Raw genomic sequence first — 25,826 nt, 5'->3', positions numbered from 1 at the left:
AATTGATTTAAAACCCATGATTCATCTTTTTTATGTATTCTCCATTGCCTCACCTCACTTTCAAGTTCCATTATTCAGTTCCTTTTTAAATTCTAAGCGCTTGGTAACGATTTGTGCTTCAAATTTACGCTTTTTAGCATAATAACTATCGAGAATGGTCACAACGACTAGAATTATGCCTATGATTAAACCTTGATAATATGAGAAAACATTCAATAAATTTAAGCTATTGTTTAATACCCCGATAATCATGACACCCGCTAAAGTTTGAATAACACTCCCTGATCCTCCAGCGAGGCTTGTGCCTCCTAACAATACAGCAGCCACTACCATTAAAGCAGTATCTTGTCCATAAACCGGACTTGCTGTATTCAGCCTCGATGCCAGCACTATGCCCGCTATCGACGCTGTAAAACTGCAAATAGTAAAATAGATGATTCTGTAGCGATCGACTCGAATTCCAGAAAAAATACTTGCTTCTCGGTTGCCACCTATTGCAAAGCAGTTTCTGCCAAGGGAATTATAGGTTAGGATGATGTGAGAAACGATAACTCCGGCAAAAAAAATGAAAGCTGGAATAGGAATACCCAACCAGGAACTTCCAGATAGGTTTAGAAAAGAAGAGTTGGATCCAGAAATTGGTCTTTGATTGGTATAGGCTAATACAATTCCTCGAACCATAGTCATAGTACCCAAGGTAACAATAAAGGCGTTAATTTTAGCTTTTGTCACAAGAAATCCATTAAGTAGCCCAAAGGCGGAGCCTAAAACAACAGCTGTTATACAAGCGGTTAATATTCCCCGTGATTGCAAGCCAATTGCCAGGGCGGCAGATAATGCCATTACTGATCCCACCGATAGATCGAAATCACCTGAAATCAGAAGAAATGTCATTCCCAAGGCAATAATGCCATTAATTGATGTTTGAAGAAGTACATTTGAAATATTTCTAACTGTTAAAAAATTGGGACTCATTAAAATAGTAACAATTAATATTCCGAGGAGAATAAACCAAACTCGATGTTTTGCGAACAATTTAAGGAAGTTCATTGCTGAAGAGCCCTCCTTCCAATGATATCAGCCCAAACAGCGCAAATAATGATTGCTCCTTTAATAACCAGCTGGAAAGGATAAGCCACGTTAAGCAGAATCATAAGATTACTAAAGACAGCAAAAAAAAGGGCGCCGACAACTGTACGAAGAATACTTCCCCGGCCACCCAAAAGACTGATACCACCAAGTATGACTGCTGCGATAACATCAAGCTCATAACCTTGTCCGGCAGAAGGTTGGGCGCTCGCCAAACGGGAACTCATGACCAGTGCTCCCACTGCCGCTGTAAAGCCGGTCAAAGCAAATGCCAAGAGCTTAGTCAAACCGGTATGTATGCCCGATGCCCATGCTGCCTTAGCATTGCCACCAGTTGCATATACTGAATAACCAAATTTTGAGTTGTTTAGTATTATATGAAATACAATGCTGAAAGCTATGAATATTATTACTGGTATCGGAACAGGTCCTATCATTCCACGCCCGATTATCGAGAAGGCGCTCTCCGGGTCGCCAAGCATATGATACCCTTTGGAATAGATAAGGGCTATGGCTTGTACAATGCTCATAGTACCGAGGGTAACGATAAAGGCATTTGCCTTAAACAAGCCCACGAGCAAGCCGTTGAGTAATCCTGCCAATATTCCAACAATAAGAACTATCAAAATACTCAATGCCAATCCTTGTTGTTGTAATCCTATCGCTAGGACCATACACAAAGAAAGAGTGGATCCTACTGATAAATCAATATCGCCTCCAATAAGCACAAATGTCATGCCAATCGCCATTATGCCAACGATTGAAGATTGTCTAAGAATATTAAATATATTTCGAGGACTTAAAAAAACATCAGAAATTAATGAACCGACAATAAACAAGGCTATCAATGCAACAAATATCCCATGACGTTTTAGAATATCCATTAGAATTCTTAATCCGGTTGTTTTCTTGGTTTCTTGATAAGTTGTTTGAATCATGATTTACCTCACCTAGCCACTGTACCGGAGAAATTGGTTGTTTGTGGGTTATTAAAACCTGTAGCAGCACTTAGAACGTTAATCTTCGATACTTCTTTGGTCTTAAAGTATCCGGTAATAACACCCTCATGCATAACGATGAGCCTGTCTGAAATGGCCATTACCTCATCGAGATCTGAAGAGACTAAGACGACTCCAACTTTATTTTTAACCAGTTCAGATATTAGAGCGTATATTTCTGATTTGGCTCCAACATCAATTCCTTTGGTAGGTTCATCCAAAATCAATAACTTGGGCATGATCCCCAACCATTTCGCTATAGCTACCTTTTGTTGATTACCACCGCTCAGATTTACCGTGATTTCTTCTATGGTTGGAGTTTTGATTTTCAAGGTTTTGACATAATCTTCTACAAGTTGTACTTCATTGAGGCTATTTATTAATCCCCATTTACATAAGGAATCGAGAATTGTTATTGAGATATTTCGACGAACTGAAAGGGGTAACATTAAGCCTTCTTCTTTGCGTGTTTCGGGTAAAAATCCTATTCCTAAATGGCGAGCATTAATCGGGCTTTTAATAAAAATTTCTTTATTATTAAATAGAACTTTTCCGCCATCGAGAGGATCCAATCCAAAAATCGACCGGACCACTTCACTTTTCCCTGCTCCTACCAAGCCAGTTATACCGAGGATCTCCCCTTCTCTAACTTCAAAATTGATATCATAAAAGACACCCTTGCGCCAGAGATTTTCTACACAAAAGACTGGTTCACCATACTCAACATTTACCTTAACATAAAATTCTTCGATCCTTCTTCCCACCATTAACTCAATGATCTTTTCATGGGTGGCACTTTTGCCTGAAAGAGTGCCAACATTATTTCCATCTCGAATGATGGAAATTTGATCTGCGACGTTTAAAATCTCTTCAAAACGGTGAGATATGTAGACTATCGAAATACCATTACTTTTAAGTCGATCAATCACTTTAAATAAATATTCTGTTTCTGTCTGTGATAAACTGGAAGTAGGTTCATCCATAACAATTATCTTTGCGTCTAATGACAAAGCTTTAGCTATCTCGACTAACTGCCTCTGCCCAATGGATAAATCCTCTACCAGCTTAGATGGTTGAATAGAAACACCCAGACTCTCTAGCAAAACTTTTGCCTTTTCTTCCATAGCTGTACGATTAATAAAATGAAATTTACCAAAAATTGGCCTTCCCAGGAATATATTCTCGGCAACACTGAGCTGTGGTACCATAGCTAGTTCTTGATAGATGGTTGCAATTCCAAGTTCGCGAGCTATTTGAGGAGTACCAATATCCACTTTTTTTCCGTTTAAAACTATATCGCCTTCGTCTTTTTTATAAACGCCGGACAAAATCTTAACAAGAGTTGACTTACCAGCCCCGTTTTCACCAACTAAAGCGTGAACCTCTCCCCTCTGAAGATTAAAGTCGACTCTTTTTAAAGCCTGTACTCCCGGGAATGCCTTTGATATTCCTTTCATTTCCAGTATGTACTCGCCTACCACTCCAATCCTCCTATCCCCTTACCGGTACGATTTTTTTAGAGCCATATCTGTATAGTCTTTTTATTTTTTTAATTTTGAAATCCATTTTACCCCTTGGAAGTGATAAGCCTACACTAATCCATATGGATAGAGCTTATTTTTATTCTATCCTGAAAAATACCGGAACGCTTTTTAGGGTATTTCTTTTAGAGCAACCAACCAGGATCTCATCCTGGGCTTTCACCCTAACTCTTACATTCTCCCATCAAGGGATAAGGAATTATAGTGTTGAGTCATCCAGATTGGTATTTATCCGCGTGTGAGGTCATCTGACATCACTGGCGTCATCCTGAGGCTTCGTATTGAGAAGCCGTGAGCATCTTATCCTTTAATTATTTTAAATAAATACTAAATGAGATTGCCACGTCGTCCAACCAAAGAACGGTTGGTCTCTTCGCAATAACGTTTTAGATAGGGATTATCATATTCATCTGGTACCACCTACTTGGATAAACCTCTATCCTTTTTGACAGTTATATGCCTTTCCTTACTTTAAAAAAGAAAACCTTCATGCCATATCGCTTCATGGTTTTTATGGTTTCTTTCTGTTTTTCAAATTAGCCTTCCCATTGGAGTTGTTGCAGGAAGTGAAGCCTTTGACTTGCTTTTATTTTTTGAATTTAATTCTTATCTTTTCCATATCCTGTAATTCACTGACTGATAATATTTTAAACTAAAATATTTATCTACTTTATCAACTTGAATTTATAGAAAACGTTAACAAATTAAATAATGTTTGTCAATAATTAAATTATGTTATATTATTTTGCATATAGGTCAATATTATAGAAAACGTTTCCATATGGAGAGACAAAAAATGCCCTCGATTAAAGAAGTGGCTCGTTTAGCAGGGGTATCAATCACCACCGTTTCTCGAGTAATAAACAACAAAGGATCAGTTAGTAAAAAAAGTGTCGATAAGGTTTGGGAAGCTGTTCGTTTACTTAATTATCAGCCCAACCTCTTAGCGCGGAGCTTGCGTAGTCAACAATCAAAGCTACTTGGGCTTTTAGTGCCGGATATTAGAAATTCTGTTTTTGCTATAATCGCCAAACATACTGAAGAAATAGCTTCCAAAAGAGGTTATAACCTCATTATTTGTAATACTGGTGAAGATGCTGAAAAGGAAAAAACTTACCTCGAAATTCTTCTTCAACGTCAAGTGGAAGGAATAATTTTTTCGAGGGTATCGGACGAAAGCTTGCTCTTTAAAACTCCCCAGTTATCAAAGGTTCCTTATATAGTCTTAGATAGAACCATGGAAGTTGAAGAAGCTCCAACCATAAAATTGGATAATTATGCAGCCGGTGTTTTAGCCGCTTCTCATCTTTTAGAATTAGGACACCAGAAATTTGCCTGTATTTCTGGACCATTAAAGATTAAAATTTGCCGAGAGAGACTTTCCGGTTTTTTAGATACATTAGGAAAAAAAGATTTAAAAATAAGAAAAGAATTTATTCAAGAAGGTGATTTTAAAATTGAAGGCGGAAGGAAAGCCATGGAAAATCTCTTGGCTTTCCCCCGTGATGAGTACCCAACCGCCATTTTTATAATGAATGATTTAATGGCTTTTGGGGCAATTCAAAAAGCAAAAGAAAAAGGCTTATCCCTTCCTGAAGATATTTCCATTGTAGGTTTGGATAATATTCCTCTTTCCGAAGTGTTTTCTCCGTCTTTAACAACAGTAGCCCAACCTTTTGATGAAATGACAAAAGAAGGAGTTTATCTTCTCTTAAAACTCATTGAAAATAAAAAAATTAGGAAAAAATTAATCGTTATCCAACCCAAGTTGATAATAAGAAGCTCGACAATTCCTCTAAAAAAATGATTCGTTATCTAATCATATAGATTAAGGATTATGAAATAGAGCTGATAATCCTGGTCTTCCACCCTGATTAAGGATTTGGTTCAGTCGATTATTAAAGCTAAAATCCTTTTTTCCTTTTTTAAATTTTCCTTGTTATTTCAAGCAAAAATGAGTGTTTCATTTTTTAAAATTGCTTAACCAATACCCCTTCGCTCCCCTTCTGAAATTTGACAAAAGAGGACACATCATTTAATATAATAACTACCACGGATTCTGAGGAACTCTAAGACCGGAGGATTAGAACAAAGAACTTTTAACCGCAAGGAAAAAGGTTCGAAGTTTTTCCGAGAGGAAAAATGGAAGTCTGATCCTGAAACACTGAGGAAGCTTATAACAATAACCTTCCCAGTGAGATGAAGGCAAAAAGGTTCGTTAGAGTCCGTGGTCTTTTTATGGTTTTTATTTCTTTCGCTTCGAAAAAGGTTTATTTCAACCAACTGTGAACCATACCGACTGTTTAACCTCTCTCTTTTTATTAATCAGACGGAATGCGAATTGGCTTTTAATTATTCAACAAAATGGAGAACCTTTCTTTGGATTCTCATTACCCTTTATTTTGTTCGGTTTATTATTTTTTTTTAAAAGGCATTTAAGTATCTCACAAGACTAAAGGGAAATATTTTGCTCTTATAGAAACCATCGTTTTTTGCCTATCAGCTGGTTTTTTTAGTTTTTAATCGATAGATTTAAATACAAATTCATAAACAGTTTATAAGGGACTCATCTCCAAGCTTATTCACTTCTAAGAACTGATAGACAAAAAAGCAATCAATAGAATTATTGAATGATTATAAAGCTTCTTTTTGAGAAATTGATTTTAAGAAGGCAAGCCCTTCTCGAGCAAGAGTATCTCCATCAGGAGCAAGTGACCGCCAAATACAGGTTGCAGCTGCAATTTTTGGAACATTAGCTACGAATGACTCAATGGCAACATTCCCTTGATAGTTGATATCTTTTAGAGCCCGGAAAATATCATCCCATCTCACTAACCCTGTCCCTGGAATACCTCGATCATTTTCACAAAGATGGATACATCCTAATAGATTTCCAAGTTGATAGATGGGTTGATAGAAGTTTTTTTCTTCGATATTCATATGGTAAGTATCGAGATGAACTTTAAGATTTGGTTCACCGACCATCTCAATAAGTTGATGAGCTTGTTCACCGGTGTTGATCAGATAGGTTTCATAACGGTTTACTGGTTCAATTCCGATTATAATTGACTTATCAGCAGCATAGGTTGCTACCTCTCGAAGAGCATCAGCAGAATACTTCCATTCATCTAAGCATGGTGGTCGACCAACATTTTTTCCAAATGCCGAATAGGTTACCCCGCTGAAAAAATCGGCTTCCATCTCAGAAGTTAAATCAACACATCTTTTCAAAAAATCAATACCATTTTGTCGAATATTTTTATCCTCAGATGTTATATCAGTGGTTTGGTTTAATCCAGTTGAGCAAATACAAAACATCCCTTGGTTTTTAAGTTCCTGACGGATGGCTTGTGTATCAATATATTCTAAATCTACTAAGGGGATTTCAATAAAATCAAATCCAGCTTGCCGTGCTTGTGAAATAAGTGGGAGTGAACTCTCATTCCATTGCGCTGTCCATATGTATGGGTGAATACCGAATTTTATCATTTCTATGTAACTCCTTTTTTCCTTTTTATTTGATTGCCCCAAAAGTGAGACCTCGAACTAACTGTTTTTGTATGAAAGCATAAAAAATAATGAGTGGGATGAGTAAAATGGTCCCTGATGCGCACATCTGTCCCCATTGAATTCCCCGATCAGTAATTAAGGCGGCGATTGCTAAGGGTAATGTTTTACTTTTAATACTGGTTAGTATGAGCGCAAAAATAAATTCGTTAATCGAGAGAACAAAAATGAATACGGCAGTAGAAACTAAACCAGCAATGCTTAAAGGAAGCACTATTTTCCAAAAAACACCAAATAATGAGCATCCATCAACTTGTGCTGCTTCTTCTATTTCCCGTGGAATATCGGCGAAAAAACCCCGCATGATCCAAACCACATAAGGAATATTAAAACTAGCATAGAGTAAAATAAGTATGGTATAGGTGTCGAGCAATCCAAAATTGGAAGCGATAAGATAAATGGGTATGACACTGGCTATTGCTGGAAGCATTCTGGTTGAAAGAATCCAAAAAGCGATATCTTCCCGTTTTTTAATTTTAAAACGAGAAAAACTATAAGCTGCGAGAGTTCCAAAAACAATGGCTATTAAACAAGCAACAGTACTTATAATGATGCTATTGTAAAAAAATTTTAAAATGTAGCTGTTTTGAATAACATCCCGATAGTTAAAAAGTGAGGGTTTGAAGAAAAAAATTGGTTTTGTTGAGTGAATTAAATCCTGTGGCTTAAATGAAGTTAATATGGTCCATACTATGGGAGTAAGAAAAAAAATTAGTATCAAAATATATCCTATCCAAACCCATGCATTAGAGGAACGTTTTTTGGCATTTATTTTTTTTACAATTGAAGACAAAGGTTTTCCTCCCCTTTACTGCCCTTCCCAAACTTGTTTTAAAGATTTAACGAATAGATTGGCAATAATAATTGTGATGATGAGTAAAATGTAGGATAATGCTGCACCATAACCCATTTGGAAGAGTTTAAAGCTCACTCGATACACATAAAAGCTTGCAGTCTCAGTTGAAGAACCAGGACCTCCAAAAGTTAAAGTATAAATCATATCATAAATACGAAAGGCATCCATAGTTCTTAATAAAACAGTTATTACAATAATAGGTTTCAACAATGGAAGGGTAAGGTATTTAAAAGTTTGCCAACTGGTAGCTCCATCAATAGTTATGGCTTCAAAAGGTTCAACTGGAAGCGATCGCAAACCACTATAACAAAGTAATATTACGAAAGGTGTCCATTGCCAGATATCAGCTATGGCTACTCCAAATAATGCATATTTATAGTTACCTAATATATTAATACCCGGGCTAATTTGTAAAAGTCGTAAAATTTGGTTAATCAAACCCATATCGAAATTGAACAAAAATCTCCACTGAAGTCCTACAATAATCGGTGTTACCATCATGGGAATAACTACTAAAGTTCGAATAGTTTTGCTCCCTCGGACATCTTTGTTTAGCAAAAGAGCAATTGCCAGTCCAAGAATAAATTCAGCTGGAATAGCAATTAACATAAATAGAAATGTTACTTTAAGAGCTTTTAAAAACTGAGTATCTTTAATTGCATCCAAAAAATTTTGAAAACCGACAAACTGCATTCCCTGAGTGAATTTTTTTAGGTCATAAGAATGAAAGCTCAAATTCACTGAATAAATAAGCGGATAAATTACTATACAAATCAGAAGTATCAAGGTGGGTAAAAGCAGGAGGTAAGGGAATAATTTTTTTTGGGTTTTTATGGAAAAAGCCATTCCGACAAGACGCTCCAATCGCTTATAATATTTCCCACAACGGGGGGGAGAGATTATCTCTCCCCCCCAGAGAAAAAACATTAATTATTATTTATAGTAACCAGCTTTATCCAAAACGCTTTCAAACGCTTTTGCTACTGTGTCAAGAGCATCTTTTGCGGTTAACTCTCCGGCAATAGCTTGAGAAAGTGGAACCTGAAGAGCTTCTTCAAGATCACGACCTTCTGGTCCATCAAAGAAGAGTTTTGCTCCAGCCAAAGTTTCAACAATGGTTGGAACGGCGGGATTAACCTTGATCAACTCAGCATTAGAAGCCATGGAAAGCCTTGATGCATGAGCCCGACCATGAATTTGCCAATCGGTAACAATTTCTTTACTGGTAAGCCAGAGGACGACCCAAGCCGCAGCATCTTTGTTTTTCGAATAATTGGCAACACCCAAAGACCAGCCACCCATGCAAGCTGTACTGGGGCGGGTGACATCTTGAGCCTTTATAGGGAACAATCCGTATCCAACATTTCCTTTTACCTTAGAATCGGCCGATTCTAAGGCTTGGGTAATACCGCTGGCTTCAATGCCCATAGCTACTCGACCTTCTTTGGCAGCTCCATAATGCTCGAATTCACCAAAATTCCCAATGTCCGGAGGTCCAAATTTTAGAAGTTCGAGAAGGAAATTAAGGGAATCTACACCGGCCTGACTATTTAAGACAGGTTTAAGATCAGCATCATAAAGATCACCACCTGCAGAAAATAGCATTGGAACCCAAGCTAAATTCATACTATTGCCACGACGTCCAGGGAATCCAAAACCGTACATTTCTCCTGCTTTAAAAGTTTTTTCAGCAAAAGCTTTGGCATCATCCCAAGTCTGGATTTCCGCCATACCAAGGTCTTGGGCTAAATCTTTTCGGAAATAGAAAACTCTTGAATCAGGTTGATAGGGGAACCAGTAAATATCTTCTCCTGGGTTCCACACACTCCAAATTCCAGGAATAATATCGTCAATTTCGGGGTTAGGAAAACCTTCTTTACCGATGTATGCATCCAACGGTTCTCCGAATGCTGTGTATTGACGGGACCATTCGGTACAAGGGTTAATAATATCGTAAGTTTTAGCTCCTGCAGCATCCATAAGTTGTTTCGAATTTAAGTCATCATAGGGTACTTGATCAACAATGAGTTTAATTCCGGTTTCTTTTTCCAAGCGTGGGACCAAGTCAGTAGCTAAATACTTACTATCTTCAGTAGATACTATAGCAACTCGCAGGGTTACACCTTCAAAAGGTTTGTTTTGGGCCAATACAAAATTAATTGAAACAAGAACCATTAGAGAAACCAATATTAAAATTCCCAGACTTTTTTTCATTTCTAACCCTCCTATTAATAGAATTAAAAAATTTAGAAAAATTTTTACCTTAGCTTTTTACCTCCTTTCTTTTTATACTTAAATAATTCTATGACAAGATTAATATAAAGGCTAAATAATAACGATAAAGGTATATTTTCTAATGTAAAACTTGAATTCCCCGTTTTTCAAATTCAGCAACAATCTCTAAGGGGATTCCTTTATCAGTAATAAAAACGTTTAAAATATCAAGAGGCGATAGAATTGCAAATGAAGGTTTACCAATTTTCTCATGATGTGCAACTAAAATGACTTCTTTTGCTGACTTGATCATATTTCTTTTAACGTTAATTTCATATGAATTTGGATTCATTATTCCTTTTTCGAAATTGATACCACCACAGGACAAAAAAAGCTTATCAACATGAATATGGGAAAAAAATTCTTCGGCATAAAAGCCTGAACATCCTTTAACTGCTTCTTTATAGGTTCCTCCAGAAAAAATTAATTCAATTTCTGGAATCCCTCCTAAAACGTTAACTATATTAATAGCGTTGGTGATAACAGTTATTCTTTTTTTGCTTAGTGCTAAATTTTTGGCGATCTGATAAGTAGTTGTTCCAATATCTAAAATAATTGAATCTCCGTTTTTTATGATAGAAGCGCCTAGTCTTCCAATTTCCACTTTTTCAAGTTTAAATGAATTTTCTCTTTTTTTATATGGTATATCGTACCCTAACGAGTTAAAGCTGAGTATTGCCCCTCCATGAACTTTTTGCAGTAGACCTTCATTTTCAAGTTTCTCGAGATCACGCCGAATTGTGTTTTTGGAAACTCTAAAAAATTTACTTAAATCAGTAACTCGAATTTCGCCATTTTCTTGCAGTAATTTTATGAGAGCATCTTTGCGTTTAAATTGGGACATATTGTAACTATCACCTTTTAACAAATCAATTAGTTACAAATATTATTCATTATATACCCAATTATGACTATTTTGTCAATGTTAAACATGAATCAGTAAAAATATTAATATTTAATGAAAATAAATTTGATGATAGTTTTTAAATAGATATATATTTATTTTAGGTTAGAGAAACTTTGATGTTATTAAGGTATTTGATTCAGGAAATTAAGAGTGGAAATCTTTTTAGATAGGTTTATTTAAAAAAAAAGTTATGAATTAGGTAGTAATTCAGCCTTACAGAAAGAAAAAGAATTTAAAAAGTTTGTTTAAATTATCCAGGGATGGATAACAAGTAAACAATCCATCCCTGGATAATTGGGGTGATATTATTTGTAATACCCTGCTTTCTCCATAATTTCGTAAATTTTTGCATTCAATTCATCAAAAGCTTGCTGAGCAGTTGCTTCGCCCATAACCGCTTTTTGAATGGCTAAAGTAAAGTAATCTTGAATTTCAGCCCATTCAACAATTTTACTACTATTCGCATAATTGGCGACTCTGAGTGATTCTAAGAAAGTTGAAATATATTCCTGTTTCCGTATTTCTGGATCACTCAGGGTGGAAATTCGAACCGGTGTTGAAGCTGATCCAGGAGTTAATGCCATTTTCTTTTCAATTTCAGTTGAAGTCAGGAATCGAATCAATTCCCATGCTGCATCTTTATTTTTACTCGAAACTGGAATAGCTAAAGACCAACCACCAATAGCCGCGGACATTTTACCGCCCTTTGGGTACGGCATGGGGAAATATCCCATTTTCCCTACTACTTTGGAGAGTTTTGGGTCATCCATTTGTCCGGCAAAAACTGATGGTTGAACTGACATAGCAGATATACCCTGAAGAGCGTTATTAAATAATTCGTCCCAAAGTCGACTTTCGACACCAGGAGGAGCAAATTTCTTTAATGATACATAATAGTCAAGGGACTCAACTGCCTTGGGGCCATTAATGATTGGTTTATGGTCTTTATCAAAAAGACCACCGTCATTTGACCAAATCCAAGGAAGTAATTCTACCAAAGCAACGATTGTACGGGCTGGGGAAAAATCCCATCCATAGATATTTTCCTGGGCATTGGTTAATTTTTCTGCGGCTATTTCAAATTCATCCCAGTAACGAGGGGTAAATGTGAAGCCAGCATTCTCGAATATGTCTTTTCGATAAAATACCATTCGGCAATCTGGTTGGAACGGCAAGGCAACTAATTTCCCATTAAAATTCCAGTATTCCATAAGTTGGGCAGGATAATCTTCGATGGGGAAATTGGTTTTTTCCACATAGGGGGATAAGTCTTCCAACCAATCTGAACCAGCAAACTCAGCTAACCAGGGGTTATCAAAGCTAATGATATCGTAGGTTCCCATCCCAGCAGCCATGTCGGTCACTTGCTTCTCATGAATGGAATCGAAAGGCAATGGTTCCCATACTACCTTTATCCCAGTAAGTTGTTCAAATTCAGGTAGTATAGCAATGGCAGCATCTGCCCAAGCAGCATTGAGAGATGTTATGGTAACTGTGGTACCGGCATAAGGCTTGTCTTGTGCAAATACACCCAGGCTCAAAACCAAGGTTAAAACTGTACAGATAACTACAAAAAAAACATATTTTCTCAATAGATTCATTATTATATCCTCCCTTTTTCTTATACTTATTTTGTTTTAATAACCCTCATTCTTTTTTTTATCACCCCCTGTTTATATCTTTATATTGCGATTGGATACCTACCAAATTTTTTCACTGAATCGACCATAGTTAAAAAGGACTGGTAATGAACCCCACTATGGATACAATTACTTGAAGCAAAAATATGCCCACCACCCGGTGAAGCTTTTTTGAGAACATCTTTTACTTCTTCCAATACCTGGTCCTGAGAATCTCCGGTAATGGCTCCGGCACAATCAATATTTCCAACCAGAGTGAGACGATTACCATACTTTGCCTTCAATTTTGCTATATCCATACCAGCTGGAGGTTCGATACTATGTAAACCATCAATTCCAATTTCATCAACTAAAATATCCATAAGAGGCATGACATTTCCATCAAGATGCTTGATATATGGAACCTCATACTTATGACATTCATCTACAATCATCTTTAAATAAGGAGCTACAAAGGTTCGAAAGGTTGATGGGGAGACCAATGGTCCAACGTTATAACAAAAATCTGTACCACCAATAACACCATCAACTCCGATATCAAGTTGTGCCTTCAATAGCTTTATAGTTCCAAGAGTAGTTAATTCCATATATTTTTGAGCTATATTAGGTCGATCCATCATCAACAATAAAAACATTTCCAAAAACGGTTGAAAGGTTGGAAAGGCTACATCGGCATTTCCGCAAATAAATAAATCGCCTTGAATCGACAGATCGCTTGCGACGGCCAACCTTAAACCATCCAATCCGTCTTGGATAGGTTCATTCCCTTCTACTTCGATTGAGGCTGTTTCGAGGTATTTTATATACCTTTCAAGTTCTTCGACTCCTTTCGCACGGATGCTATCTTGAATGTTTAAACAACTATTGGATAAAGGACTATATTTTTCTATCGACCAAAATCCCCATTCTGGATGAGTTACCCGAAATACGTTTGGCTCAAATTCTTCAATAATGACATCAAAAAGATAATTGGGAGCAATAAAATCATTTAAAGCCATGTATACTGGAGTTAAATATTCAGTTGGTCGGATCCAAATCATATCAAAACCGATTTTTTCATAAGCTTCTAACATACCAGCAATATTCCGATTAATGAGCTGCCTTCTGGCATCTCTTCCTTGCATGTTAGCTCGCAGTGCCGCGGCTTTTTGTTCTCCAGATACAGTTCCTTCTATCTTTTTCCCTAAAATCTGAGATAGGATTGGATTCGTTACAGTTAATTCAAATATTGGGACTCGGTCTGGTTCTTGATGGTTAAATGCCATCCTAACTCTTTCTTTTGCGTTCACAAAATTTCCTCCTCTTTCTCTATTTCACTGCACCAAGAGTAAGACCACGAATAATATACTTTTGGGCCAAAATTGCTAGAAGTATAGTTGGGGCAGCCGTTAAAACACTAGCAGCCGTCAAAGCTCCCCACCGTATCCCAGTTTCTGTTATATATCCCGATAGGACAACTGGCATAGTTTTAGCTACTCTTCCAGTAAAAAGAAGGGCAAAAAGAAATTCATTCCAGGCAAAAATAAAACATAGAATTGCGGTAGCTGCTAAGCCTGGTGAAGAAATTGGCAATACAATTCGGAAAAACACCCCATACCGGGAGCATCCATCAATCATCGCGGATTCCTCAACGGCAACTGGGAGATCGTTAAAAAATCCTTTCATCATCCAGGTCGCAAAACCTAAATTTAATGTTATATAAACAGCAATTAATCCAATGTGGGTATCAAGAAGTTGAAAATTTCTTAAAAGTAGATATAAAGGTATTGCGCTGGCAATTGGGGGGAACATTCGGGTTGAAAGTATCCAGAAGGAAATATCTTTATTTCGTTTAATACGAAACCTTGCCAAGGCAAATGCAGCTAAGGAACCTAAGAATAAACAAATAACGGTTGAAGTACCAGTTATTATTAAACTATTTAATAAGTATTTTCCTATATTACTTGCGAAAAAAAGGTCATTATAATTGTCAATTACCGGTTTAAAAATCCACACTGGAGGGATTTGAAAGGTTTGGACCTGAGTTTTAAAAGAGGTAAGGAACATCCAAATGGCTGGGAAAAGCCATAACAAACCAATGGCAACTAACACAACATACAAAATGACAATAACTGTTTTCTGGCGATTTTTAACCTTTTCCAAAACCTTATCCCACCTTTTTTCTTTAATATTTATTCGGTTTTAAATCTCTTAATTAAAACATTTGAAAGGATGATTATTATAATGAGTAAAATATAAGACAAGCTTGAACTATACCCAAGTTTAAAAAACTTAAATCCTACCATATAGGTATAAAAATTTAATATTTCGGTACTGATACCGGGCCCTCCTTGAGTAAGCCCAAAAAAGAGATCAAAATTCTTCAATATGTCCATTAATCGTATTAAAACTGTGACCAATATAAGAATTTTAAGAAATGGATATTTTACAAAGCGAAACATTTGGTAGCGAGAAGCACCGTCCACCATTGAAGCTTCGATTGGTTCAACAGGTACATTTTTTAAGCCGGTATATAATACTAAAAAGAAAAAGGGTGTCCATTGCCATACTTCGACTATGATGACGGATAACATTGCAGTTATTGAGTTTGAGAACCAGGACACTGGTGTAAATCCCATGGTTTGAAGAAAATAATTGATAATACCCTGGTTAGGATTAAACATAAACCGCCAAATTAAAGAAACCACGATTGGCGCTATGATCATAGGAATTAAAAAAAACATCTTAAACGCACCCTGTCCTGGAATGCGATCGCACAGCAAAGCGAGACCAAGACCGATAAAAAATTCTATGGGTAGAGCCACGCAAAATATCAAGGTTTTTTGGAGTGCATTATAAAAGCGAGGATCTTTGAATATTTCGATATAATTAGCTAAACCAACAAAGGGTTGTTGTTGAAGCTTAAGAAGTGTAACTGTTCGAAGACTAATGTTGAAAGAATAAATAAGTGGAAATATGGTAATAAGGAGGAGAACTATAATAGCTGGAAGTAAAAAAACCAATACTTCAATACGTTTAGAAAAGCCCTTAATCATTGATACCTTTCCTTTCATCGTTTTTATAAAAAGACAAGTTTAAAATTTTGAGTTTTTTAACAATGATGTAATAATTTTTTGGTCTTGTTAGGCAATAAGAGCTTCAACACCTGCTTCTTTAAATGCGTCAAGGTATTCAATTGGTGTATTTTTATCGGTTACCAGTTTGTGAACAGATTTGATTTCAGTTATAAACGAGAGTCCTTTTTTCCCAAACTTACTATAATCAGCTAAAAAAATAATCTCTTTTGCTGATTTGAACATTTGGCGTTTTAAGCTGGTAAGCAATACGTTGGGATCGGTTAAACCATCAATGCTCACTCCAAAACAGGAGAAAAACAACTTATCGGCGTTTAACCTGTTCAAGATAAGTTCTGTTTCAGGTCCTATATAGCCACCCAAAGCACAGCTGTAAATACCTCCGGTAGAAATAACTGTAATTTGTTTATTTCTTGATAGTTCTAATACGGTATATGGCCCACAAGTTACGATTGTAAGATTTACTTTTTTCTTTTTTATCAAAGACGCTAATTCAAATACTGTAGTGGAACAATCGAATATGAGAGTATCCCCATCATCAATCAATTCAATTGCTCTTTGAGCTATTTGCTGCTTTTCTTCAAGATGATGATAACGTCGAGAATTGGGTGAAGGTTCTAATCCAGTTCCAAATGAGCTTACTGCTCCCCCGAAAGTTTTCTTAATAGCTCCATCACGTTCGGCAATTTTTAAATCTCGACGGATCGTCATTTCCGAAACCGAGAGTACTTTGCTTAACTCCGAAACGGTTGCACTGCCTTTGGTTTCGATATATTCATATATCCTTTGTCGTCTTTCGTAAGGTAACATTCCATTCAATCTCCTTGTATATGTTAAGATGAACGTTCAATGATGATAATTTATGTTCTATTTTGTTAAATTTTGTAACATTTTCTGAGTATGATGTCAATAAGCCAAAATTGAATAAATTATTTCTTTTCAAATAAAATAAACATACTTTTTAAATTGAAATTTTTTTACAAAAACCAAAAAAAACTTGGTTAGAGATTTATTTTGTTTTATTTGATTTAAAGTAAACAATGACTGCAAAAAAATTTGGTCTTTAAAATTATGAAAACGAAAGTTATCCAATTTTTTTAAAGTCATTAGTAATCTTGGAAAATTTGATGATAAATAGGTTATAAGCGACTTTCTGATAATCGTTAAAGTTGAAGAAGCATTACGATAGATATTATTTCACCAGGAAGATTGAGATAAGTAGAAAACAAACCCATTCATATTTACTCATATTGTTAATTTATGTTAAAAAATAGATTTTAACCAGCAAAAAAACTTTTCTATATATATTGGCTTGACAAATTAGGTCAATTGTGTATACTAAATGACAACGATGGACATTATAATAATTTAATAATGTCCATTCATCTCAAAAACGAGATGCAATAAAACAAAAAACTTTTATATAGAGACAATATTCAGTTTATAATTCATATACATATCTACTCTTTATAATGACAGCGTAGGACATAGTCATTTTTTAATAAGAATGTCAACAACTCTATAAAATAGATTTAATTTATATATCTCAATTGGAAGATATTATAGAAGATGCTGGAGGGGGACCTGCAAAATGACCACTTTATACGACGTCGCTCGTGAAGCAAGGGTATCTATTAAAACTGTTTCCAGAGTGCTCAACAATACCGACAAGGTTAAAGAAGATACTGTTAAACGGGTGAAAGAGGCAATGAGTCGTCTCGATTATCATCCGAATGCTACCGCTCGCAATCTCAAACGCCGCAAAACAGATACCATCGGTTTTGTCGTTCCCTTTGGTTCTCGGTTTGTTTTTACTGATCCCGGTATGCAGGAACAAATGCGGGGTGCGCACGATGTCTTGACCAAAGCGGGATATGACATGATTCTGACTGTTCCGGAAAATGGTGATCGGTTTTTAACTGATGTTGTACGTTTGACCAGAACGGGAAATGTTGATGGAGTTATACTTTACGGCATGGCCAAAGCAGGAGCGATTGTTCGAGAATTTTCAAGAAAAGGATACCGTTTTGTTTCTCTCGGGTATAGCTATCCCCATCAAACCCATAATTATGTGGAAATTGATGCTGAAGCAGCTGGTTATCTGGCTACACGATATCTTCTCTCTCAAGGACGGCGTTTTATTGGACTTACCCAAGAACCAGAGAATTTTTTGTTTCTCAACAAAGTTAGTGTAGAGGTTGGATATCGTCATGCTTTAAATGAGGAAGGACTCCCTTATCGAAGTGATTTAGTGAGCCGCACCGATTTTACGGTAGAAGGTGGTTATCGGGCAGCCCTTGAACTTTTGGAACAAAATCAAAAAATTGATGCTTTGATATGCTGCAGTGATCCAACGGCATTTGGAGCGTTGAGAGCTCTGAGAGAAAAAGGTATTTGCCCCAAAAAGGAGATTTTATTGTTAACAGGAGATCGATTACCGCTCATTCAAGCTGTTGAACCATGGTTGGGTGGCATTCATAACCCGCTTTATGAACAAGGACGGATGGCTGCAGAGATGATTATCCGGATTATTCAGGAGGGTAAAGATCTACCAGGAGTAGTTCTTCGGCCGGATCTGGTGATTACCTAAAAAGAAAACAAGGGGAGAGATAAAATGTTCTCGGGAAAAAGGGTTAAGCCACTAACGCCATATCTTCTCATTTTACCAGCGGTTTTGGCAATGCTGTTGGTTCACTTTTTCCCAATTATCTGGGGGGTTATGATCAGCTTTCGTGACCTGGACATTTTCACCATTTCAGATTGGACCAAGGCTCCCTTTGTGGGTTTAGATAACTTTCGTTGGGCTTTTAGCTTCAATCTACAGGAAGGGCAGAATTTTCTCCGCTCTCTTTATAATATAGTTTTGTACGGGGGTATTACTATCAGCCTGGGTTATGTTATCGCCCTGGCTGTTGCGATTCTACTGAATCAAAAATTTTTCGGTCGAACATTAGTAAGAGGTCTGGTTCTCCTTCCCTATATTATGCCTGATTCGGTTGCCTATTCTGTTTGGCGATTCATCTTCCAAAGTCGGATCGGTATCGTCAATCAATACCTTATTTCGCTTGGTTTATTAAAAGAACCAGTTGTGTGGTTAGTGGGTCCTCGAGCTATGACTGCTGTAATTATAGCGAGTATTTGGAAGGGTTGGCCGCTAGGCTGTTTATTACTTCTTGCCGCATTGCAAAGTGTCCCACGCGAAATAAAAGACGCTGCTCTCTCTGACGGAGCGACTCCCTGGCAGGTATTCCGGTACGTAACCTTTCCGTTTTTAAAACCGGTGAGTAAAATTTATATTCTGCTCAGTATTATTTGGAACTTTCATGCATTCAATCAATTTAAAGCTATGCTGGGATCAAGCCCGGGATATTATGCCGAAGTACCCTCTACCCTCATCTTACGCGAAGCTTTTCAAAATTTTCATTTTGGTTTAGGAGCAGCCATGTCAATGGGACTAGTTGTATTGACAATAGTTATTGCCATTGTCTATACCCGCCTCTTCCAACCCGGCAAAACGATTGAGGAGTAAAAAGACATGAATTCTGGACGAAAAATATTCAGAATGGTTGGAATTTATGTTGGAGCAATCATTGTAGTAGTGGTTGTTCTATTTCCTTATTTGTGGATGGTCTCAGGTTCATTCAAAAGCACATTAGAAATCCAGTCAGCTGACTTTCGTGATCCGGAGCTGGCACCTCGCTGGATTCCTCGTCATTTTACTTGGGAGAATTACATCCGAATCAATCAGACGGTGAGGATGCTTGATTATTTTAGAAACAGCATGATCATTAGTGGAGGCACGATGCTGGCTTCAATTCTTTTGAGCCTATTTGCTGCTTATAGTTTATCTCGATTTCGCTTCCGATTGAAAGAACCATACGTTGGATCTTTGTTGTTAACTCAAATGTTTCCCGGTATTCTTTTTCTCATTCCTTATTATGTTATGTTTGTGGTTTTTAATCGCTATACCGGTGTTCAGCTGAGAAATTCCTATTTTGGAATGATTTTCACTTACACGTCCTTTGCTTTACCTTTCAGTATTCTCATGCTTCGAAGCTTTTTAGCCGGTATTCCAAGAGAAATTGATGAGCAGGCTCAAATCGATGGTTGTAGCACCTTGGGCATTATCTTTCGAATTATTCTTCCCTTGGCTAGACCAGGGATTGCTGCAGTGGCCATATATGGTTTCATTATGGCTTGGAATGAGATGCTCTTTGCCTCGGTTCTCACCGGGACTGAGACCAAAACGGTTGCTATCGGTCTTTTAGAATACATCACCACCCAGGAATCTCGCTGGGCTGGGATGATGGCTGCTTCAGTCATTGTAACTATACCGGTTCTCATTCTATTTACTATCGTACAAAAACAGATTATTGAAGGTTTAGTAGGAGGAGCAACCAAAGGATAATTTTTGATATAGGGGGGAAGACAAGTTCCTTTTACTTATAAAGGAGGTGGTTTTTGGAGATTGGATATGAAGCGGATAATCGTTGGAGTTGATAAGGTTTAAATCGTTTATAAGCTTATAATTTAAAGGAGGAAGGAAGATGTTTAAAAAAATTTTCTTATGGTCTTTCATGTTGGTCTTTTGTGTGTCGATAGCGGTGCAAGCGACTGAATCCATCAACTTCTGGCTCATGCCCAATGCACCGGACGATATTCATATCCCTTGGTTGAACGAAGCTGTCGCTGAATTCAAAGAACAAACCGGTATCTCGGTTACCTATGAGATTGTTGGTTGGGGAGATGCCTGGACGCGAATCACCTCTGCTATCGCTACTGGTGAGGGTGTGGATGTTTTCCAAGTTGGAACAACTTGGAATCCTCAATTTGCAGCAACGGGTGGATTAACTGAAATTGACATCAATGAATTTGGTGGAGCCGGTGCTTTTATGAAGGCCAACTATATATCCACTACCTATCAAGACAAAACCTTTGGTGTCCCTTGGTTTGCTGAAACCCGAGCATTATTTTATAACAAGGACATGTTCCAGCAAGCTGGCGTGGAACCACCTCAGACCTATCAGGAACTCTACGAAGTTGGTAATCGGATTAACGAAGAATTTGGGAAAGGCCGGGCTATTTCAATTGCAGGAACCAATGCTTGGGATCTTCTTCATAATTGGGCGATCGTTCTTTGGGCTCATGGAGGAGTGTTGGTTGATGAGCAAACCAAGACGGCACTTTTTAATGAGGCTCCTGGTGTCGAAGCAATGAAATGGTATGTTGGCCTGGTAGCAAATGGTTATGCAGATGAAGCGTGTGCCGAGTACAACCAACCCCAAGCTGATTCGGCTTTCATCAACGGGAACGTGGCAATGTGTTTCATGGGTCCCTGGAATATTGCCAATATTGAGGTAGAAAACCCTGACCTCAACTACGACGTTGTAGAACCTCCCGCCGGCCCTGTTGGTCGAGCTTCTTTCTCAGGGGGTAGTAATTTAGTTATTCTCAAAGCCAGCTCCAATCAAGAGGCAGCAAAGCAATGGATCAAATTTCTTTTGGAAAAACAAAACCTGGTTGATTACACTCAAAATCTTTCACACATGTTACCTGCCCTTTTGGAAGCGTATGAAGACCCCTATTATGAGTCAGGAGTTTGGAAAGTTTTCCAAACCACCCTTTCCTATGCCACTGCTTATCCACCTTTAGCTCGATGGGGTGATGTTGAAAACGCTGTTCAAGAAGAATTTCGAAATATTCTGACTGCCTATATCGCAAGAACGTATTCTGATGAAAAAGTTCAAGAATATCTTGATACTGCTGCTGATAGGGTAAATCGAGCATTAGCTCGGGATTAATTATCATGACAATGAGTCGTCGGAAGAGAAAGCTGTCCTGATGACAACAAAGGAGGAAGAAATCCTTGCGTTATGGATATTTTGACGATCAAAATAAAGAGTATGTTATCGAACGTCCGGATACCCCTCAGCCTTGGATTAATTATCTGGGGGAAGGATCATATTTCGGTATAATTTCCAATACCGCCGGTGGATACAGTTTTTATCGAGATGCTCGTCTTCGCCGGATCCTACGATACCGCTATAACAACATTCCTCAAGATGAAGGAGGTCGTTATCTATATATCCGTTTCCCTGACGGGGATTTCTTCTCTCCTACCTGGCAACCAGTGAGAAAAAAGTTGGATTTTTACCGTTGTCGGCATGGATTGGGTTACACTATCATTTCTTCTCGTTACCGAGAAATCGAATGTGAAATCACCTATTTTGTTCCACCTCGAGAAGAAATGGAAATTTGGTCGGTTAAACTTACTAATCGGGGAAAGGAATTGCTTGAGCTGGATGTTTTTTCCTTTATTGAATTCTGTTTGTGGAATGCTCTGGATGATTCCACCAACTTTCAACGCAACCTCAATATTGGAGAAGTTGAGGTTGAAGAAGGAGTAATTTACCATATTACTGAATATCGAGAAAGACGAGACCATTATGCTTTTTTTGGTGCGGTGGGAAATATTGTAGGTTTTGAGACCGATCGAGAGAGCTTTCTTGGTCCGTACGGCTCTTTGGATTCACCTATAGCAGTGAGAGAAGGAAAAACCTCCAACTCAATTGCCTGTGGTTGGGCGCCTGTTGGAGTTCATCAGATAAAGGTAACCCTTCCCTCTCAACATGAGGAACGTATTCAATTTCTATTGGGGTACAAGGAAAACCTAACACAGCATAAATTTATTGTCGAGAGACGGGTGAATAAGGAGGGGATCCCGTCTCTTTTGCAACGCTTTAATGATCAAAACGAGGTCGTTCGGGCTTTAGAAAAGCTTAAAACTTACTGGAATAATATTCTTAGTCGTTTTCAGGTTCAAACTCCTAATTCCCATTTTAATCGAATGATCAATGTTTGGAACCAATACCAATGCATGATTACTTTCAATTTATCACGCTCGGCTTCATACTTTGAATCAGGAATTAGCCGGGGAATAGGATTTCGAGACAGCAATCAAGACCTAATGGGATTTGTCCATCTTATACCTGATAAGGCTAGAGAACGTTTGCTGGATTTGTCATCGACTCAATTTCAATTAGGAGGTGCCTATCACCAATACCAACCACTTACCCGACAGGGGAATGATGAAATTGGAGCCGGTTTTAACGATGACCCTCTTTGGTTAGTCTTGGCTGCCGCTAGCTATCTTAAAGAAACTGGTGATTTCACAATTCTAAACGAAATGGTGCCCTTTGCTGGTGGTGGAAATCCTGCGACATTTTATCAACATTTACTCCGTTCTCTGGAATATACTCTTCACAACCTTGGACCTCATGGTTTACCCTTGATCGGGCAGGCTGACTGGAATGATTGTCTGAATTTAAACTTGATTACCGAAAATGAAGGAAAAGTTGCTGAATCAATTCTCATTGGAGAGATGTTTGTTGCAGCAGGTGAAGAGCTGGCTCACATTGCTGAAATAATCGAGAAAAACGATGATGCTTCCCGTTTTCGAAAAGAGGTCAGGACAATGGTCGATCGAATAAACCAATGGGGTTGGGATGGTGAATGGTATTTGAGAGCGTATGATGATAGAGGTTTACCTGTGGGCTCAAAGCAAAACCAGGAAGGGAAAATATTTTTAGAAACTCAACCTTGGGCAATTATGTGTGGGTTAGCTGACACGGAACGAGGAAAGGCCGCTATGGATTCAGTAGAAAAATACCTGGCTACCCCTCATGGTATTATTCTCCAGAAGCCGGCCTTCACTCAGTTTTCTTTACATTTAGGAGAGTGTACATCCTATCCACCTGGTTTAAAGGAAAATGCCGGTATTTTTTGCCATCCAAATCCTTGGGCTATTATAGCTGAGTGTATATTAAAGAGAGCTGAAAAAGCCTGGAATTATTGGTTAACTATAAGCCCTTCTTCGAGAGAGGAAATTTCTGAAATTCACCGACAAGAACCTTATGTCTATGCTCAGATGATAGCTGGGCCTGATCATCCCCGGTTTGGTGAAGCAAAAAATTCTTGGTTGACCGGAACCGCTTCCTGGGCTTTGGTATCAGCTACTCAATGGATATTAGGGATTCGACCAGATTATCAAGGTTTAATCATCGACCCTTGTATTCCTGCCGATTGGCAGGATTTTCGGGTGCAACGTTGGTTTCGTGGCGTTCTATACACTATTGTGGTTGAGAGAAAACCAAATGAGAAGTATGAATTAAAAGTAGATGGAAATTTATTATCGGGTAAAACGATTCCAGTTTTTTCTCCAGGGAGCGAACATCGGGTTGAAGTTACTTTAGGTGAAGATTAAAAGACAGATAAAGCAAGAACATGAAGCGATGAAAGCATAAAAGCCCTTAAAATTTTTTAAGATTTTTTCTTTTTTAAATTTTCCTTGTTATTCCAAGCAATAATGAGTGTTTCATTTTTTAAAATTGCTTAACCAATACCCCTTCGCTCCCCTTCTGAAATTTGACAAAAGAGGATGCATCATTTAATATAATAATTACCACGGATTCTGAGGAACTCTAAGACCGGAGGGTTAGAACAAAGAACTTTTAACCGCAAGGAAAAAGGTTCGAAGTTTTTCCGAGAGGGAAAATGGAAGTCTGATCCTGAAACACTGAGGAAGCTTATAACAATAACCTTCCCAGTGAGATGAAGGCAAAAAGGTTCGTTAGAGTCCGTGGTTTTTTTATGGGCTTTTTTTCTTCGGTTAACTACGTTGTAGCACCATTTGAGGAAGAAAAAAGTTACCCCCCTCACCCTGACTGACCCTCTCCCACGATGGGGCGAGGGAAATGAATCTCCCCCTTTAGAAAAAGGAGTTAGGGGGATTTGAATTATTTGGAAACCAATCGAATCCCAAACCCTTTCCCTTTAGGTAAAGGGAGAGGAATAAAAAAGATTAAGCTCAAGAGATTGCCACGTCACTCCGTTCCTCGCAATGACGAGTCAGAGTTCCTTCTCCCTTGATGGGAGAAGGTAAGGATGAGGGTGAGGCCTGGATTCGACATGCCATGGCATGTCGCTACATTAATTAAAGAATAGGCACAATACATTGTGCCCTTATGTTTTTTGTTCTTTTGTAGAGGCTTGATTTATCATGTCCTTGTCTTTTCAGGATAGGCACCCATGCTGCATAGCAGCACCAGATGAGGATGAAAATACCTATCTAAATCCGTCATTGCGAGGAACGAAGTGACGTGGCAATCTCTACCATCCACTTAGTCATTCTGAGGAGTCCGGTGTTTTTGCCGGACGACGTAAGAATCTCATCATTTAAAGTATTTATGAAGAAAAAACTTAAAAGATGAGATCCTCACGCCCTCAAAAAGCGAGGGCTCGGGATGACCGATTAAAGGCACACCCCCCTTTATCCCCCCTCAATGGGGGAATTTATAAGATGGTATTTTCAGGATAGATATATAATATCTAAAAAATCTACAAAAAGACGAAACTATGAGCACCTATCTACTCTTTTTAAAATTACCGAAGATAACCAATATACCGGTAGGTAAACTCGGTCAGTTTTCTTTCCCTGCAGGTCAATATATTTATGTAGGAAGAGCTAAGAAAAACCTCGAAACCCGCTTAGAAAGGCATCAAAGAAAAAATAAAACTCTTCACTGGCATATTGATTATCTTCTTCACTATGCAAAATTGGAAAAAATAATAACTTATGACGGAAACGATGAATGTGGTTTGGCGAAACACCTTGCCTTTCAACCAGGAATAACAGCACCAGTCAGCAAATTCGGTTCGTCTGACTGTTCATGTGGATCGCATTTATTTCATCTGAATGGAAGTCACAGCTCTCTGGGTTTGCCTCCAGGTTACACAATTTTTTTTAATAGTTAAATCAATGGTCTTCACGGAAATTTCAATTTCCCTAATTATTTGAATAGTGCAACTTTATAAATTTGGT

The 25,826-nt window shown here is 37.8% G+C and carries 20 protein-coding genes; 7 read left to right on the top strand and 13 right to left on the bottom strand.

Going from position 1 to position 25,826, the window contains the following annotated elements; all coding sequences use genetic code 11:
- Positions 1-60: 60 nt before the first annotated feature.
- Genes RT761_RS11040 through RT761_RS11030 form a run of 3 tightly spaced genes read right to left on the bottom strand, consistent with a single transcriptional unit; the run spans position 61 to position 3,568 of the window.
- Positions 61-1,050, bottom strand: coding sequence for an ABC transporter permease (locus tag RT761_RS11040; protein WP_218111479.1), 990 nt, complete (start codon positions 1,048-1,050; stop codon positions 61-63).
- The gene (locus RT761_RS11035) at positions 1,047-2,027 is read right to left on the bottom strand and encodes an ABC transporter permease (RefSeq protein WP_218111478.1); all 981 of its coding nucleotides are present in this window, start codon (positions 2,025-2,027) and stop codon (positions 1,047-1,049) included. The genes RT761_RS11040 and RT761_RS11035 overlap by 4 nt, the downstream gene beginning before the upstream one ends.
- An 8-nt stretch (positions 2,028-2,035) precedes the next feature.
- Positions 2,036-3,568 (bottom strand): sugar ABC transporter ATP-binding protein, encoded by a 1,533-nt coding sequence (locus RT761_RS11030; RefSeq protein WP_218111477.1) that lies wholly within the window; start codon positions 3,566-3,568, stop codon positions 2,036-2,038.
- 856 nt (positions 3,569-4,424) lie between these two features.
- Between RT761_RS11030 and RT761_RS11025 the strand changes: the two genes are divergently transcribed.
- Positions 4,425-5,435: a LacI family DNA-binding transcriptional regulator gene (locus RT761_RS11025; RefSeq protein ID WP_218111476.1), complete on the top strand. Its 1,011-nt coding sequence runs from the start codon at positions 4,425-4,427 to the stop codon at positions 5,433-5,435.
- An 827-nt stretch (positions 5,436-6,262) separates the two neighbouring features.
- Here the strand turns inward: RT761_RS11025 and RT761_RS11020 are convergent.
- The 10 genes from RT761_RS11020 to RT761_RS10975 form a co-directional block, all read right to left on the bottom strand.
- Positions 6,263-7,117: a sugar phosphate isomerase/epimerase family protein gene (locus RT761_RS11020; RefSeq protein WP_218111475.1), complete on the bottom strand. Its 855-nt coding sequence runs from the start codon at positions 7,115-7,117 to the stop codon at positions 6,263-6,265.
- Between the two features lie 25 nt (positions 7,118-7,142).
- Entirely contained in the window at positions 7,143-7,988 is an 846-nt protein-coding gene (locus RT761_RS11015) for a carbohydrate ABC transporter permease (RefSeq protein ID WP_218111474.1), read from the bottom strand.
- 15 nt (positions 7,989-8,003) lie between these two features.
- Positions 8,004-8,897, bottom strand: coding sequence for a carbohydrate ABC transporter permease (locus tag RT761_RS11010; protein ID WP_218111473.1), 894 nt, complete (start codon positions 8,895-8,897; stop codon positions 8,004-8,006).
- Between the two features lie 87 nt (positions 8,898-8,984).
- Entirely contained in the window at positions 8,985-10,265 is a 1,281-nt protein-coding gene (locus tag RT761_RS11005; protein WP_218111472.1) for an ABC transporter substrate-binding protein, read from the bottom strand.
- 139 nt (positions 10,266-10,404) lie between these two features.
- Positions 10,405-11,169: a DeoR/GlpR family DNA-binding transcription regulator gene (locus RT761_RS11000; protein WP_218111471.1), complete on the bottom strand. Its 765-nt coding sequence runs from the start codon at positions 11,167-11,169 to the stop codon at positions 10,405-10,407.
- Positions 11,170-11,537: 368 nt separating this feature from the next.
- Positions 11,538-12,833 (bottom strand): ABC transporter substrate-binding protein, encoded by a 1,296-nt coding sequence (locus RT761_RS10995; protein ID WP_218111470.1) that lies wholly within the window; start codon positions 12,831-12,833, stop codon positions 11,538-11,540.
- 80 nt (positions 12,834-12,913) lie between these two features.
- Entirely contained in the window at positions 12,914-14,161 is a 1,248-nt protein-coding gene (locus RT761_RS10990) for a uroporphyrinogen decarboxylase family protein (RefSeq protein ID WP_218111469.1), read from the bottom strand.
- Between the two features lie 19 nt (positions 14,162-14,180).
- Positions 14,181-15,014, bottom strand: coding sequence for a carbohydrate ABC transporter permease (locus tag RT761_RS10985; protein ID WP_218111468.1), 834 nt, complete (start codon positions 15,012-15,014; stop codon positions 14,181-14,183).
- A 29-nt stretch (positions 15,015-15,043) separates the two neighbouring features.
- A complete protein-coding gene (locus RT761_RS10980) occupies positions 15,044-15,907 on the bottom strand; it encodes a carbohydrate ABC transporter permease (RefSeq protein WP_218111467.1) in 864 nt (287 codons plus the stop codon).
- An 87-nt stretch (positions 15,908-15,994) separates the two neighbouring features.
- Positions 15,995-16,756: a DeoR/GlpR family DNA-binding transcription regulator gene (locus tag RT761_RS10975; RefSeq protein ID WP_218111466.1), complete on the bottom strand. Its 762-nt coding sequence runs from the start codon at positions 16,754-16,756 to the stop codon at positions 15,995-15,997.
- A 781-nt stretch (positions 16,757-17,537) separates the two neighbouring features.
- Here RT761_RS10975 and RT761_RS10970 point away from each other — a divergent pair.
- From RT761_RS10970 to RT761_RS10945, 6 genes are all read left to right on the top strand, one after another.
- The gene (locus tag RT761_RS10970) at positions 17,538-18,536 is read left to right on the top strand and encodes a LacI family DNA-binding transcriptional regulator (protein WP_218111465.1); all 999 of its coding nucleotides are present in this window, start codon (positions 17,538-17,540) and stop codon (positions 18,534-18,536) included.
- 24 nt (positions 18,537-18,560) lie between these two features.
- Positions 18,561-19,475, top strand: coding sequence for a carbohydrate ABC transporter permease (locus RT761_RS10965; RefSeq protein ID WP_218111464.1), 915 nt, complete (start codon positions 18,561-18,563; stop codon positions 19,473-19,475).
- Between the two features lie 6 nt (positions 19,476-19,481).
- Complete coding sequence (locus RT761_RS10960) at positions 19,482-20,354, top strand: carbohydrate ABC transporter permease (RefSeq protein ID WP_218111463.1); 873 nt, start codon at positions 19,482-19,484, stop codon at positions 20,352-20,354.
- A gap of 139 nt (positions 20,355-20,493) precedes the next feature.
- On the top strand, positions 20,494-21,747 hold the full coding sequence (locus RT761_RS10955) for an extracellular solute-binding protein (protein WP_218111462.1): 1,254 nt from the start codon (positions 20,494-20,496) through the stop codon (positions 21,745-21,747).
- A 65-nt stretch (positions 21,748-21,812) separates the two neighbouring features.
- Positions 21,813-24,209, top strand: coding sequence for a glycoside hydrolase family 94 protein (locus RT761_RS10950; protein ID WP_218111461.1), 2,397 nt, complete (start codon positions 21,813-21,815; stop codon positions 24,207-24,209).
- Positions 24,210-25,360: 1,151 nt separating this feature from the next.
- Entirely contained in the window at positions 25,361-25,759 is a 399-nt protein-coding gene (locus RT761_RS10945) for a GIY-YIG nuclease family protein (RefSeq protein ID WP_218111460.1), read from the top strand.
- Positions 25,760-25,826: the final 67 nt, after the last annotated feature.

This window comes from Atribacter laminatus (genome assembly GCF_015775515.1).
GTDB classification, from domain to species: domain Bacteria; phylum Atribacterota; class Atribacteria; order Atribacterales; family Atribacteraceae; genus Atribacter; species Atribacter laminatus.
Note: the sequence above shows the minus strand (reverse complement) of the source record. Positions and strands in the feature narration are given on the sequence as shown.

Coding starts and splice junctions, on each gene's coding strand:
- RT761_RS11010 (WP_218111473.1), bottom strand. CDS start 8,897: ATGGCTTTTTCCATAAAAACCCAAAAAAAATTATTCCCTTACCTCCTG.
- RT761_RS11040 (WP_218111479.1), bottom strand. CDS start 1,050: ATGAACTTCCTTAAATTGTTCGCAAAACATCGAGTTTGGTTTATTCTC.
- RT761_RS10945 (WP_218111460.1), top strand. CDS start 25,361: ATGAGCACCTATCTACTCTTTTTAAAATTACCGAAGATAACCAATATA.
- RT761_RS10970 (WP_218111465.1), top strand. CDS start 17,538: ATGACCACTTTATACGACGTCGCTCGTGAAGCAAGGGTATCTATTAAA.
- RT761_RS11000 (WP_218111471.1), bottom strand. CDS start 11,169: ATGTCCCAATTTAAACGCAAAGATGCTCTCATAAAATTACTGCAAGAA.
- RT761_RS11035 (WP_218111478.1), bottom strand. CDS start 2,027: ATGATTCAAACAACTTATCAAGAAACCAAGAAAACAACCGGATTAAGA.
- RT761_RS11025 (WP_218111476.1), top strand. CDS start 4,425: ATGCCCTCGATTAAAGAAGTGGCTCGTTTAGCAGGGGTATCAATCACC.
- RT761_RS10955 (WP_218111462.1), top strand. CDS start 20,494: ATGTTTAAAAAAATTTTCTTATGGTCTTTCATGTTGGTCTTTTGTGTG.
- RT761_RS10980 (WP_218111467.1), bottom strand. CDS start 15,907: ATGATTAAGGGCTTTTCTAAACGTATTGAAGTATTGGTTTTTTTACTT.
- RT761_RS10965 (WP_218111464.1), top strand. CDS start 18,561: ATGTTCTCGGGAAAAAGGGTTAAGCCACTAACGCCATATCTTCTCATT.
- RT761_RS10975 (WP_218111466.1), bottom strand. CDS start 16,756: ATGTTACCTTACGAAAGACGACAAAGGATATATGAATATATCGAAACC.
- RT761_RS10960 (WP_218111463.1), top strand. CDS start 19,482: ATGAATTCTGGACGAAAAATATTCAGAATGGTTGGAATTTATGTTGGA.
- RT761_RS11005 (WP_218111472.1), bottom strand. CDS start 10,265: ATGAAAAAAAGTCTGGGAATTTTAATATTGGTTTCTCTAATGGTTCTT.
- RT761_RS10995 (WP_218111470.1), bottom strand. CDS start 12,833: ATGAATCTATTGAGAAAATATGTTTTTTTTGTAGTTATCTGTACAGTT.
- RT761_RS11020 (WP_218111475.1), bottom strand. CDS start 7,117: ATGATAAAATTCGGTATTCACCCATACATATGGACAGCGCAATGGAAT.